At 37.6% G+C, this 13,957-nt stretch carries 10 protein-coding genes and 3 tRNA genes; 11 read left to right on the top strand and 2 right to left on the bottom strand.

From position 1 onward, the window contains the following. Nucleotides 1–98: 98 nt before the first annotated feature. The 5 genes from GQR87_RS13545 (at nucleotide 99) to GQR87_RS13525 (ending at nucleotide 2,586) form a co-directional block, all read left to right on the top strand. The gene (locus GQR87_RS13545; RefSeq protein ID WP_233267489.1) at nucleotides 99–1,511 is read left to right on the top strand and encodes a TIGR03503 family protein; all 1,413 of its coding nucleotides are present in this window, start codon (nucleotides 99–101) and stop codon (nucleotides 1,509–1,511) included. Nucleotides 1,512–1,667: 156 nt separating this feature from the next. After that, nucleotides 1,668–1,744, top strand: a tRNA-Asp gene (locus GQR87_RS13540). Nucleotides 1,745–1,813: 69 nt separating this feature from the next. Next, nucleotides 1,814–1,890, top strand: a tRNA-Asp gene (locus GQR87_RS13535). Between the two features lie 31 nt (nucleotides 1,891–1,921). Next, a tRNA-Asp gene (locus tag GQR87_RS13530) sits at nucleotides 1,922–1,998 on the top strand. A 135-nt stretch (nucleotides 1,999–2,133) separates the two neighbouring features. Beyond that, on the top strand, nucleotides 2,134–2,586 hold the full coding sequence (locus GQR87_RS13525) for a DUF302 domain-containing protein (RefSeq protein ID WP_158970168.1): 453 nt from the start codon (nucleotides 2,134–2,136) through the stop codon (nucleotides 2,584–2,586). A 35-nt stretch (nucleotides 2,587–2,621) separates the two neighbouring features. On the opposite strand, the gene GQR87_RS13520 is transcribed toward GQR87_RS13525, so the two are convergent. After that, nucleotides 2,622–4,067: an AraC family transcriptional regulator gene (locus GQR87_RS13520; protein WP_233267265.1), complete on the bottom strand. Its 1,446-nt coding sequence runs from the start codon at nucleotides 4,065–4,067 to the stop codon at nucleotides 2,622–2,624. A gap of 344 nt (nucleotides 4,068–4,411) precedes the next feature. On the opposite strand from GQR87_RS13520, the gene GQR87_RS13515 reads away from it, so the two are divergent. From GQR87_RS13515 to GQR87_RS13495, 5 genes are all read left to right on the top strand, one after another. Further along, nucleotides 4,412–5,161, top strand: a complete 750-nt coding sequence (locus tag GQR87_RS13515) for a helix-turn-helix domain-containing protein (RefSeq protein WP_158970166.1) — start codon at nucleotides 4,412–4,414, stop codon at nucleotides 5,159–5,161. A 111-nt stretch (nucleotides 5,162–5,272) separates the two neighbouring features. After that, the gene (locus GQR87_RS13510) at nucleotides 5,273–6,718 is read left to right on the top strand and encodes a sulfatase (protein ID WP_158970164.1); all 1,446 of its coding nucleotides are present in this window, start codon (nucleotides 5,273–5,275) and stop codon (nucleotides 6,716–6,718) included. A 175-nt stretch (nucleotides 6,719–6,893) separates the two neighbouring features. Continuing rightward, nucleotides 6,894–7,958 (top strand): CNNM domain-containing protein, encoded by a 1,065-nt coding sequence (locus GQR87_RS13505; RefSeq protein ID WP_158970162.1) that lies wholly within the window; start codon nucleotides 6,894–6,896, stop codon nucleotides 7,956–7,958. 24 nt (nucleotides 7,959–7,982) lie between these two features. After that, nucleotides 7,983–8,675, top strand: a complete 693-nt coding sequence (gene lolD, locus GQR87_RS13500; RefSeq protein WP_158970159.1) for a lipoprotein-releasing ABC transporter ATP-binding protein LolD — start codon at nucleotides 7,983–7,985, stop codon at nucleotides 8,673–8,675. Further along, nucleotides 8,675–9,910: a lipoprotein-releasing ABC transporter permease subunit gene (locus tag GQR87_RS13495; protein ID WP_158970157.1), complete on the top strand. Its 1,236-nt coding sequence runs from the start codon at nucleotides 8,675–8,677 to the stop codon at nucleotides 9,908–9,910. The genes lolD and GQR87_RS13495 overlap by 1 nt, the downstream gene beginning before the upstream one ends. A gap of 143 nt (nucleotides 9,911–10,053) precedes the next feature. Here the strand turns inward: GQR87_RS13495 and GQR87_RS13490 are convergent, their stop codons facing one another. Beyond that, the gene (locus GQR87_RS13490) at nucleotides 10,054–11,409 is read right to left on the bottom strand and encodes a dicarboxylate/amino acid:cation symporter (RefSeq protein WP_158970155.1); all 1,356 of its coding nucleotides are present in this window, start codon (nucleotides 11,407–11,409) and stop codon (nucleotides 10,054–10,056) included. Between the two features lie 152 nt (nucleotides 11,410–11,561). On the opposite strand from GQR87_RS13490, the gene GQR87_RS13485 reads away from it, so the two are divergent. Next, on the top strand, nucleotides 11,562–13,775 hold the full coding sequence (locus GQR87_RS13485; RefSeq protein WP_158970153.1) for an Ig-like domain-containing protein: 2,214 nt from the start codon (nucleotides 11,562–11,564) through the stop codon (nucleotides 13,773–13,775). The last annotated feature ends 182 nt before the right edge of the window (nucleotides 13,776–13,957 follow it).

Genomic DNA, 13,957 nt, shown 5'->3' with positions numbered 1-13,957 from the left:
GTAGCGGCTTTAGTTATGGATTCAGTGCCATTCCACTTGCCTCACAGTCTAGCGCTGCCAATCTTGAATTAGGTAGTAATGACTTAACATCACAAGATATGGCGTTAAAACCGAAAAAAGAAGTCTCTCCATTAACTCAATTAGGTAATGAGTTTCACAATAGTATTGAGTTGTTACAGAATCGCTTCAGGATTGATTATGAAGTTGATGAAATTACTATGGTTTTCTTCCGTGAGTATGGTTCTGTTCCAATTATATTAGTCCAGCCTGACGGTTCAAAAATATTTCAGTCTGCGGCTGATGGCGAAAATATCTTTTGGTTTGATACTAGCACTTACGACATGATCAGTATTAAAAAACCTAAACTTGGGCCATGGCAAGCAATCGGTAATATCGTGCCTGGCAGCCGAGTGATGGTGATCAGTGATTTGGCTTTACATGCAGAGCATTTACCCGAACTGATATTTTCTGGGGAAATTCTTAAGCAAACTGCTTATTTGACTAACTCAGGTGAGCCAATTGATTACACCGCATTTCGAGACGTGGTGGAGTTAACTATTTCTTTAGCAAGTACCAATAATCCTAATTACAATAATTTTGGCGCAGGCTCACATATAGTGGCTACTTTTCAAGATAATGGTAAAGGCATGGATGAGGTGCCATTAGACGGAGTATTCACCGGACAATTTAATTTGTCGATTGCTGATGGTGAGTGGATCCCTACTTTTAACGTTTCTACCCCCATGTATTCTAGAGAACAAGTCGATCCTACTATCATGTTGTTACCTAACCCAATTTCAGTGGAGGTAGACATAGATGATGGTAAAGCTGGATATCATATTCTTAAAGTGGATGCAGACCGTGAATATGTGGATATATCGAGTTTGTTAATTGATGGCAAAGTACGTTATCCAAACGGTGATATCCAGAATTTCTCTATTACGGAAATGTCTGATGATGTTCGATTACATGAAATTGTGAATTTTGATTTTGGTCTGCATAGGGTCAAGTTGACGGCTTTTGGTAATACCTTAGAAGGCCGAGAGTTTATTTTAGACGTACCTGAATATTCGTTTTTAGTAGAAGAGCCTCAACCTGAGGTTATCCCTCCTGCGGCAGGTACGACAGATCCCGCAATCAATCCTATGGATGGACAGAGCATAGACCCGAATATCGGAAGTACAGCTGCAGAGCCATTAATTGTTGAAGAAAAAATGACAACGACAGCTTTAGTTTCTTGGATCGTCGGCCTTAATTTATTTTTACTGATTATTGGAGGAGGATTAATTTGGTTTATCGCCAGCGATAAAAAATTAAGTTTTGCTTTATTTAAAAAATCGACAAAAGAACAAGCTAAAAAGCAAGATGAGAAAAAACCAGGTTTATTCACTAGGTTATTTACTAAAAAAACAAAAGAAACTAAGCCTACCGAAGATAACAATAAAGAATCGCCAGCGCCGAAGGATGCAACAGATAGTGGATTTGTCGATTTAGCAATGCCTAAGGAATAGGCTAATTGGTCAATACTCAAGCAATCAAACTAATTTACTCACTTTTCGTAAAAAAAGCTATTGACTCAACCTTAGGTAAGCCGTATTATCTGCGCCGCGGTTGAGGAGGGGTTCATAGAGTTTCTTCATTAACTGTTTGATATTATTAAAGATTGTGGAGTGGTAGTTCAGTTGGTTAGAATACCGGCCTGTCACGCCGGGGGTCGCGAGTTCGAGTCTCGTCCACTCCGCCAACTTTAACAGTATCGATTTATTTAAGGCTTATTTATAAGTGTTAAATAAATAAAGTTTTGATTACGGCTGGAGTGGTAGTTCAGTTGGTTAGAATACCGGCCTGTCACGCCGGGGGTCGCGAGTTCGAGTCTCGTCCACTCCGCCAACATCAAAACAACAATGTGATTTAAATGCGGGGAGTGGTAGTTCAGTTGGTTAGAATACCGGCCTGTCACGCCGGGGGTCGCGAGTTCGAGTCTCGTCCACTCCGCCATTAAATTCACATATTAATTTCTGCGTATTGCCCCATTCATTTTTCATCTCATTTTTTTAAAATAATTTTCTGTTAGTTTCTCAGGATGGTATTGTTTACTCATTCAATCTTGAAACGTTACTAATAGGTTTATTTATGCTTAGCAAACTCTACTTCACAGTTTCAGTTTTATTTACTTCTTTATCGTTTAGCTCGCCACAAAGCTTGATCACAGTTGAAAGTCATTATTCAGTGAAAGAAACAGCAGACAGGTTTGAATCGATTCTTGTCAATAAAGGGCTGACCTTATTTGCTAGAATTGACCACCAAAAAAATGCTGCCGGAGTTAACTTAACGTTAAGGGCTACAGAGGTGTTCATTTTTGGTAACCCTAAAGTAGGTACGCCACTCATGCAATGTGCCCAAAATGCGGCAATTGATTTACCACAAAAGATACTTATCAGTGAAGATGCGGATAAAAAAGTGTGGTTCTCCTATAACAACCCTGAATACATTAAAATACGTCATAATATTCAAGGCTGTGACAAGGTCATCAGTAAAATTACTAAAGTTTTGAATACCTTAAGTCTTGCTGCCACAGATAAATAAAATTGATTATGGCAGAGGGGATGCCTAAAAAGATATTATACCTCTGCTGATTTTGCTTTTTGTTGAAACTCTTTTGGTGTCATGCCAGTTTGTTTTTTAAATACAGTAGAAAAATAAGCTGAGTTATTAAATCCTACTTCATATGCTGTTTCTGTCACCGTCTTTGATAATAATAGGTTCTGCGCTTTATGGATTCTGACTTCAACTAAATAATGGTTGATAGTTTGTGCAGTGACATTTTTAAATGTTTTCATCAGATGTGAGCGGCTAGCTCCGACTTTTTCTACCACATCATTAATAGATATGTCTTTATCGTAATGAGATAGCACAAAGGCTTTGATACGCTCTACAAGGGCTAGATCAGCTAAAGACTCTGGTATTTCTTCTTCTATTAATGCTAAGTGCTCGGCTTCTTGCAACACTATGCTGTCAATTTCATTAATTGAAGCAGATTGATCAACTAGTTTACCTTTTTCTTCTAGGCGGCCAATTAAGCTGGCAGCATTACCTGATTTGTATATCACTGAGTCAAATAACATAAACAGTATTTCTTTCGCTCGTATTCTGTATATATCTAAATTTTCTTGAGAGAAGGTTTTAAGTGCCGTAAATAGCTCATAAAAATTTTGTTTGACTAAACCGAGGCTAGCTGTGTTGACTACTTCGAGTAGAGCTTCTCGTTCTTTGAAGGGGTAGGCTTCATTTAATTTGGCCGGATAGAATTCAGTAAAGTCGGTTTTGGATGGTGCCGCATATTGGGCTATCGCTAGAGATTTTTGATGTTGTTGGTGTTGTTTGATTTTTTTATTGGTTCGCTGAATGTCTTGGTATACAGCCCATGCCCAAATTAATGCAGTTAAACTAGAGCCTGCATAATAAAGCACCCATTGTCTAGTGGCATTGCCTATGATGATGAATATACATAAAGCTAAGACTCCATAAATATGTACCACTACATTCGTTTTTAGATTTTTTCTTAACAGTAGTAAACATGGGATCAACAACTGTAAGGTGACTAATACAATTTGAGAATAAAAAATATGCTTATGCTGGATGCCTGTTGAGAGAAACACTAACCAAGGGATTTTATTCCCCGAATAAAAATGTAATGGAGGAGCCGATAAGAAAAATATTGACCACGACAGACCTAATATTACTGGGATGGCTAACACATAGCGTGATATTTTTATCTCAGCTTGCAGCAGAATACCAAATAATAATGCAGGCATACCAATACTAAATAATAACACGCTGCGGATAATGTCATACCAACGTTTTGTTTCATCGATTGGGATCACATTAATCAAAGGGCCACATAAAAATAAAATAAAACAGCAAATGAAAGTGGCGTAAAAAGCATAAGCAGGACCGACTCTATGTCTAACAAGTGTAAAATATGCCAGCACCATGGCGAATATATTTGCTGCGCAAAAAGGGATTATGGTGCGTAAAAAAAGATCCCAATTTATCTCTGTATACACATGTCCGCCTGTCAATTTTTGTCTGTTAATTTAACATTGGCTGCCACTATAGGTCGCTCTAGGTAATAAAATCAACTGCTTGTTTGGTTATATAGTTAAACAAGTATTTTTCAGTCTTATTTTGACAATATCTAAATTAGCAAAATATCGAAAGCTATAATTTATGTACATTCTTAATTCAAGTTTTTAACAATTTTTACATTTTCAGTGTCTTTTAAGTTACTGTTAATTAATGATAAATACTTTATTTGAAATTATTTTGGAGTATTTTGAATGCTTATCTTTAGACTGCAATTTATTCTTCTGTCACTCCAATTTATTCATGTTATTAAACTAAATTTATTATGAACAAAACGCATATTTTGCAAAGTGAATTTGTCCGAGATGCTGAGGTTATGCATGTTTTTAATATGTATAACTTAGTGCCTGAAGTCATGTTTTGGGTAAAGGACATAGAGCATAGGTTTATATTTGCTAACAAAAAGTTTTTGCAAACAAATAAACTTAAAAATATTGATAGTTTGTTAGGCAAAAATGATTTTGATATAGAGCCTAAAGAAACAGCGATCCAGCTTAGATCTGATGACAAAAAAATTTTGCAGGGGCAATCTTTAATAGAAAGGGTAGAAGTGAGAAGTAAAGCTGATAGAACTTATGCTTGGATTTTAACTTCAATCAAACCTATGTATAACCGAAATTTTCAAACTATTGGCTCATATGGTGTTTCCAGAATCATTGCAAATGGGCACATCAACTTATTCAGGGCTAATAATATGCAAGCTGCTATTGATTATATTACAGCCAATTTTAAACAAAATATAAACATTGAAAGGTTAGCGGATCTCGTGCATTTATCTGTTAGTGCGTTTCAACGTAATTTTAAAAAAATAGTCAATAAAACCGCTTCTCAGTTGATTGCAGAAGTGCGTATGGATCATGCGAAAGCATTGCTTATTGAGACAAAATTAACCATTGCTGATGTGGGTTATGCAAGCGGTTTTTCAGACCATAGCTATTTTAATAGACAGTTTAGGCGCTATTTTAATATGTTACCTTCTGAATATAGAGAGAAGTATCAAACATTATTGGTTTGATAAAATATTTTGTAAAAACACCACTATGTTAAACACTCATCATTAGGCTCAGAGTTATAGTTTGATAATAAAATTAAGAGTCTGATGTTCACTACTTGAATGGATCGTTAAATGAATTTTTCATCGTTATTTTCTAGTTTATTTTTATTAGTTTTAGTGACTACTTCTGTTACTGCAAAGGACGAACGTCCCAATATTATTGTGATCCTGGCTGATGACTTGGGTTACAACGATGTTGGTTTTACCGGTAAAACTGAAATTAACACCCCAAATTTAGACAAATTAGCCGCTGATGGCATTATTTTCGAAAATGCTTATGTTACACACCCTTATTGTGGACCCAGTAGGGCGGGCCTCATTACTGGGCGTTACCAGGCTCGTTTTGGGATGGAAAATAATGTTTCTTATTCCCCCTATGATAAATACATGGGATTACCTTTAGAACAAAAAAACTTCGCTAACAGGTTACAAGAAGTAGGTTATCAAACTTCTGTTTTTGGTAAATGGCACTTAGGCGGGGCTCCTCATTTTCAACCGAATAATAGAGGTTTTGATTATTTTTATGGCTTTTTGGATGGTGGACATAATTATATGCCTGGAGAAGTTACAGTCGGAGGCGAAGGATACTTTCTACCCATAATGCGTAATACAAAGGTTGCTGAATTTGATGAATATTTGACTACAGCTCTGAGCAATGATGCAGCTAGGTATATAGCGAGATCTAAGGACAAGCCGTTTTTAATGTATTTGTCTTATAATGCCCCTCATGCGCCGTTACAAGCTCCGCAAAACTTTATTGATAAATATGCTCACATAAAAGATAAAAACCGTCGTATATATGCCGCTATGGTTGATGCCATGGATGAAGGTGTAGGCCGTGTTGTCACTGCACTTAAAGATGCAGGTGAGTTTGATAACACGCTAATATTTTTCTTATCGGATAATGGGGGCGTTTATCCTGAAGAATGGTTGCCGACTTTGGATTGGGCGGATAATTCACCTTTTCGACGGGGTAAGGTTGCGCTATTAGAAGGAGGCATACATGTACCTTTTATTGCACATTGGCCAGATAAAATTGCTAAAGGGAGTAAATTTAAAGGGTTAATTTCATCATTAGATATTGCTGCAACCGCTGTTGCCTTAGCGGGCGCTAAAGATGGAAATAATGAATTAGATGGAGTTAATCTTGTTCCTTATATGACAGGTAATAAAACAGGTAACCCGCATCAAGCCTTATTTTGGCGCTTAGAAGAAGGCCCAAATATTTACGCTGTTCGAACACCTGAGGCAAAATACATGAAGCAAGGATTACCTGGAGTAGGTAGAAGTTATTTTGATATGTTAGCTGATCCAACAGAAAACAATAATTTGGTTGATCAATTTCCTGCTAAACAAGCCAAATTAGCCAGCTTATGGAATGAATGGAATAGTAAAAACACCAATAGCGTGTTGTATCAGTCTTGGGAGTATAAAAAAGCCCGTAATGATTTTTATGATGAGTTACACAAGAAAAACTTACAGCAAGCTAAGGAAACTAAGATTGACATTATCGAATAATATATTGGGTATTGTTGTTTATGTGATGGATGTTAACTCTAAAATATAAGATACCAGGCAAAGGGTAGATTGAAACAATCTAGCCTTTTTATTGCTACGTTATTCGGTCAGTTTTTGCTATGCTTGAAGACTATTCTGAAAAATATGTTTATGTGAATACTGAGTCAACATCTAAATGTTTCTGTTATTACTTTATATCTTTATCGCCTTAGGCTTTTCTTTCATTTGTTCTATTGCTGAAGCTGTCATTCTTAGTGTATCGCCCGCCTATATTTCTGTTTTAAAGAAAAATAAGCATGCAGCTGGTAAGTTGTTGGCTAGCCAAATAAAAGATATTAATCAGCCCCTATCTGCCATTTTAAGTTTAAATACTATTGCTCATACTATGGGGGCTGCAGGCGCCGGGGCACAGGCTGCTGTGGTATTTGGCGATGCATATTTAGGTTTGGCGTCAGCAATATTAACCTTATTGATTTTGATTTTTTCTGAAATCATTCCCAAAACCTTAGGGGCCAGTTATTGGCGGCAATTAGCGCCTTATACTGCTTACTTCTTAAAGTATCTTATTTTTGTTTTGTATCCTTTGGTCAAACTGGCTGGAAAATTAACATCTAAGCTGCATGATGAATCACCTCTTAAAGGTCTGAATAGAGAAGAGTTGGCGGCTATGGCTACCTTATCTTTAGAAGAAGGCCAATTAGCCGCCCGTGAAGCGACGGTTATGCAAAATTTGCTAAATTTAAATCAAATAAAAGTCAAAGAATGTATGACCCACAGAACAGTGGTATTTTCAGTTTCAGAAGATATGTTGCTATCTGAATTCATGCAAAAACATATTGATATATCATTTTCGCGGATACCTGTTTATGAAGGTAATGAAATTGAAAATATTAGTGGTTATGTACTACGTACCGATTTGTTGTTAGCTCATGCCAAAGGACAAATAGATAAACCATTATCTGCTTTTCGAAAGGATATGGTGACAATTTTAAGCAGTATGTCTTTAACTAAGGCTTTTGAACCTTTACATACAAAACGTGGAAACATGTTGTTGATAGTCGATGAATACGGCGGCTTAGAAGGTATATTGACTTTAGAAGATTTGGTTGAAAGCTTGTTTGGTATAGATATCATTGACGAGAGTGATCAAGTGATTAGTATGCGTAAACTGGCAAAGATTTTAGCCAAACGTAGAAACAAAAAACGTTTAAGTAAATTAACCCGCTCCACAGACTTTTAATGAAATCAGGAATAGACGTTAACTATGAGTGAATTACTCAAATGTACTGAGTTAAGTAAGGAATATCACGAAGGTGAGAATAGTGTAAAAGTACTGAAAGGCATTAATTTTACTATTCGCCGTGGTGAACAAGTGGCAATTGTCGGCAGTTCAGGGTCAGGAAAAAGTACGTTATTACATTTACTTGGCGCTTTAGATAAACCCACTTCTGGTGAAGTGATATTTGAACAACAAAATATATTCCAATTTAATGAAAATCAACAAGCGCAATTTCGTAATCAATCTCTAGGATTTGTTTATCAGTTTCATCATTTATTACCTGAGTTTAGTGCTTTAGAAAATGTGGCTATGCCTTTATTTATTGCTAAAAAGCCGATAAAACAAGCTAACTCTTTAGCTTTGGCTATGTTAGAAAAAGTAGGCCTTTCGCACCGTTCAAATCATAAACCTAGCGAATTATCGGGCGGAGAGCGACAAAGAGTCGCGATTGCCAGAGCCTTGGTATCTCAACCTAAATTGATCTTGGCTGATGAACCCACTGGAAATTTGGATCAAAAAACCGGTGAAAATATTTATCAGTTGTTGAATGAATTGCGGGAACAAACGCAAACAAGTTTTGTGGTGGTAACCCATGATATTCAATTAGCCAATCGATTAGATCGAAGCTTAAACTTAGTTGATGGTGAGTTGACTGAAACGACACTGGGTGTCGCTTAATGCATTTAATCTGGTTATTAGCTTGGCGTTTTCGCTCTGACAAACGACAAAACGGATTTATTTCATTTATATCTGCGTCATCTACCTTTGGTATTGGCTTAGGTTGTTTTGTGTTGATTATTTTGCTTTCTGTGATGAATGGTTTCGAAAGTGAGTTAAAAGACAAATTATTATCTGTGATCCCTCATGCTGAATTTAAATCAGTGCATCCCCAAGGTATAGAAAATTGGCAACAAGAAGTGAGCTTATTACAATCACATCCTGAAGTGACCTTTGTTGAACCTTATATTAAAGCGACGGGTATGTTGCAAAAAGGCAATAAAATGAAGGCTGTTGAGATCACTGGTCTAGATATGGAATTTGCTAATAAAGGTATTTTGCCTAGCTTGTTACCTGCAGCGCAATGGCAAAGGTTTGTAAAAGACAAAAACGCAATACTGCTAGGTAGTGGTGTGATGGCTAAGCTTGGCTTAAAGGTAGGCGACAGAGTACAAATATTGCTTCCACAGTTATCTAGTGATCTTAGTTTAAGTGCCCCTAAAACACTGAATTTAGATGTGTTAGGTAGTTTAGATTTTAGAGGTGAATTAAGTAATCATATTGGTTTTATTCATATGTCTTTGGCGGCTGAAGCTCAAAATATTGATTTTGGTGCTCAGGGTATCAGGTTACGTTACCGAGACCCTTTTATGGCGTCTTCCTTAACCAGAGAAATAGGCTTTAATTTAAAACCTGAAGTATATATGTCTAATTGGACTATTAGTGATGGTAACTTATATCAAGATATCCAACTTGTCAGAGCCGTGGTTTATATTGCTTTGAGCTTGGTGATAGCAGTGGCTTGTTTCAATATAGTCTCTACTTTAGTGATGGCAGTGAATGAAAAACAAAGTGAGATAGCTATGTTAAAAAGCATGGGGGCTAAAAACGGTCTAATAGTTTTGGTGTTTATGTTACAAGGTACTTTTAACGGTTTAATTGGCACCGCGCTTGGGGTGTTTCTGGGAGTGTTAATGGCAATGAATTTAGCTGATATTGCCAGTATGGTTGAACAGTTATTAGGGGTTCAGTTTCTATCGGGCGATATCTATTTCATTGACTTTTTACCATCAGAGTTACGTTGGCATGAAGTGTATATGACCGCCTTTATCGCTGTTGTTCTGAGCATACTTGCGACTTTATATCCGGCATTTAAAGCGGCTAAAATCAATCCCGCTAAAGTATTGGGCCACTAGGTGATAATGATAAGCAGGAGCTACTAGCTTAGAGCTGCATGAATATTAAAAACAGCAGGCTTTTTAATATTTAATCAAAAGTCATTTTAATACGAGAGAGCCAACTTATATCATAGCTAGCACCTCGTATTTTGCATCCGGCTCTAACTCTTTTCGAAATTTATTTCTTCGTCTTTAATTCCAGCTTCTGGGTCGTTATATACTTTAAGATCTAGTTCACCTTCACTTTTGGCTACAATGCAAGCCACCATACAATCACCCGTTACATTTACTGCGGTACGTGTCATATCTAATAAGCGATCGACACCAATAATCAAAGCAATACCTTCAACTGGCAGTCCCACTTGAGTCAGGACCATTGCCAACATAATTAAACCAACACCAGGTACACCAGCAGTGCCAATTGAAGCCAGAGTCGCTGTGATAATTACCATCATATAATCGCTTAGAGCTAGATCTACAACATAAACCTGAGCGATAAATACAGTGGCGACACCTTGCATGATGGCGGTGCCATCCATATTGATAGTTGATCCTAGTGGAACGGTAAATGATGCCACAGAAGATTTTACTCCTAGCTTTTTGGTCGCTGTTTCCATCGTAATAGGTAAGGTGGCGCTGCTACTTGATGTACTAAACGCAAACAGGGCGGCATCGCGCATTTTGTACAGCAATATTAATGGATTTAAGCCGCTCAATAACTTGAGTAATATAGGATAGGTCACTAGTCCATGAATAAATAAAGCAACTAACACTAATAAAAAATATTTAAATAGACTGAAAATGGTTTCAAAGCCGATAGTAGAGAATAATTTAGCCATTAATACAAATACGCCGTAAGGGGCTAAATTCATTAAAATAGCGACTAACTTCATGACAACTTCGCTTAAATCTTCAAAAACGTTAGTTAACCTTTTGCCTGCTTCTCCACACATAGACATAGCAATTCCGAATAATACTGAAAACACTATGATCTGTAACATATTGCCTTCAGCCATGGCATTGATCGGGTTAGTTGGCATCATATTGATGATAACTTGACCTAATGATGGGGCTTGTTTAGCTTCGTATACTGCCTGAGATGTTAGATTTAACCCTTCGCCAGGAGCAACTAATAAGGCTAAAAAGATAGCTAAGCTGATGGCAATTGCGGTAGTACCTATATATAGAACAATTGATTTTCCACCTAAACGGCCTAATTTAGACGGGTCTGATAAACTTGAGGTACCACACACTAATGAAACAAAGACTAAGGGCACAACTAACATTTTTAAGCTAGCAACAAAAATTTCACCCCCAACATTAAATATACCTTCGACTAAAAGTGCATACGTTGATATGTGCATCCCGAATACACTAAAAGATAAATCTCCGCTATCATCAAATGACAATTGTAACAAAGTGCCAATCAGGATCCCGGAGATCATACCGATAAAGATCCTAGCGGTTAGACCGAATGTGTGAGTTGAAGGTTTATGGGAATGATTGCTTTTAGTCATGAAAATCCTAAGCTTTGTTATTGATTTAAATTGCTATTGAAATTGGTTTATTAAACTAATCTGACACTAGATTAGCAAGATTGTCTATTAAGCTGAACTATATTAAGTGAATTAGTCACGAAAGATTGGCTCAAGTAAGTAAAGGAAGGTATATGATTTTACGGTTTAAGACTCTGTTAGGAATATTTATTCTGTTCGGTTTAGTTGCTTGTGGTGGTGGAGGCAGCATAGAACGTGATGGAGGAACGACTGGTGGTGGCACTGGCACAGGTGATTCTACTACTGTGACTCGTACTATCAATTTAGCTTTTACTAATACTACTACGGGAGAAGTTTCTAGCCAATTGAGTGGGGAAACACCGTTAAGCCTAACAGCGACTGCCACTGATTCTAATGGTAATGCGGTGGCCGATACGTTAATTACCTATACTTTTCAACCCGAAGGCTTAGCTATTTTTGCCAATGATTCTGGCACTTCTCGCACTAATAGTGCCGGTGTGGCGGTACTTAATATTTTAGTAGGGGACGATTCAGGAGCGGGCGAGATTACTGCGAGTTTAAGTTCTGGAGAAACGGCCACAACCACTTTTGAGTCGGCTGGTACTATCCAGGTTAATGAAGAACCAGAGCCTGCTTCATTACAGCTATTTTCTAGTTCTATACAGCTAGCATCAAGTGGTTCTGACGAAATAGAACTACTTGCTTTGGTAAAAGATGAAAATAATGTATTAATTGAGAATATCAATGTGATTTTCTCAGCTGACGAAGGAGCTAATTTAGAATTGCCAGAAGGTGGCAGTGTAGCTGTGACTGGAAAAGATGGGATTGCGAGAGCATTTTTAAATACTTTAAATCAACCCGAAAATAGAACGATAAGAGTTATTGCAACAGCTGCAGGTTTACCTGAGTCTCAAACTCTTGATATTCAAGTAGTAGGCACCGAAATTAATATTAATGGGGCGACTTCGTTGATTATTAATGATTCTGCGCCAATCACAATTAATTTGGTTGACTCTGATGGTAAAGGTATTGCGAATGAAACTGTTAATATTTCAGCCCAAAATGGCATATTAAGTGATGTGATTGCCACGACCTCTGAAACTGGTCAAATTTCGGTGGATTATACCGCTAGTATCGCTGGACAAGATACCATTAGCGCAACAGCATTAAACGCCACGGGTATTTTTGAATTAGTAGTGCAGCAAGATGATTTTTCATTTACTTCAGAACCTGACGATGTGGTTTATTTAGGCGATGATGCCGTATTATCTATCACTTGGCTGAAAGACAATGCTGCATTTGTCAATGGAGACGTGACCTTGTCTTCGTCTCGTGGGGTAGTGATAACACCCAATTCAGTGACAGATATCAACGGGGTGGTGAGTTTTACCATTCAATCAGATAATGCTGGTTTTGCCTCTGTATCAGCCACTGGGGTAGATGGCAATGGCGAACAAGTGACGGCAAGAACACAGATAGAATTTGTTGCCACTGAAGCCGATAATATCATAGTGGATGGTACCCCTGATTCAATTGGGCCTAGTGGTCAAACAAGCACAATTACTGCTGTTGTCAGAGATCCAAATGGTAATTTAGTGAAAGGCAAAGTCGTCAATTTTGTTGTAGACGACGTAAGTGGAGGTAACATTTCGCCTAGTCAAGCGACCACAGACAGAAGTGGTATTGCTTCTGTGGTGTATACCTCGAATGCGGTGAGTAGTTTTGAAGCTGTAAAGGTGCATGCCACGGTGGCTGATACACCATCGGTTAGCGGATATACTTTACTCTCTGTCGGTGATCGAGCTTTTGATATATCTATAGGAACGGGGCGCTTAATTGAAGCGCCTGAGCAATCTTCTTACGCAAAAGAATTTAGTATTTTTGTAACAGATCCTGATTCTAATCCAGTACCCAATGCGACAATTACTTTTTCAGCTCCTCCTGTTAAATTTATTGACGGCGGCGTGTACCGAAAAGGTAATTGGCTTTGGGACGATATAGAGGATATTTGGTATCAAAATATTACTGCATTTTGCAACAATGAAGACATTAATGGAAACGGTATATTAGATGCAGGAGAAGACGAAAATGGTGATGGTTTGCTTACGCCAGGTAATGTGGTCTCTATCCCTGCTAATGGTACGACAGATGCAAACGGCCAAAAATTAATTAATATTTTATATGCCAAACAGTTTGGCGGTTGGGTAGAGGTAGATATAGCGGCAAAAGCCGAGTCAGCGGGCAGTGAGTCAAAAGAAAGTCAAAGATTTTCTCTATCTGTGTTGGCAGCTGATTTAAAAGAAGAAGGTTCACCACCTCCTCACAGTCCTTATGGTTCAAGTGCAAACTGTACCGATACTAACTAAATAATTAGCCCGGTTTTACCGGGGTTTTTTGTGTAAGGATTTTTTAATTCAAGGTGTAGCACAAATCAAAAAAAGTGAGTATTTTATATATTGATTTAAAAAATCATATTTAGCTAGCTACATAAGTGACGTCAGAGTCTCTATGTGTGGCGATGCAGCTTTATTTCAGGCCTAGGTTAACC

Source organism: Paraglaciecola sp. L3A3 (assembly GCF_009796765.1).
GTDB lineage: Bacteria > Pseudomonadota > Gammaproteobacteria > Enterobacterales > Alteromonadaceae > Paraglaciecola.
Note: the sequence above shows the minus strand (reverse complement) of the source record. Positions and strands in the feature narration are given on the sequence as shown.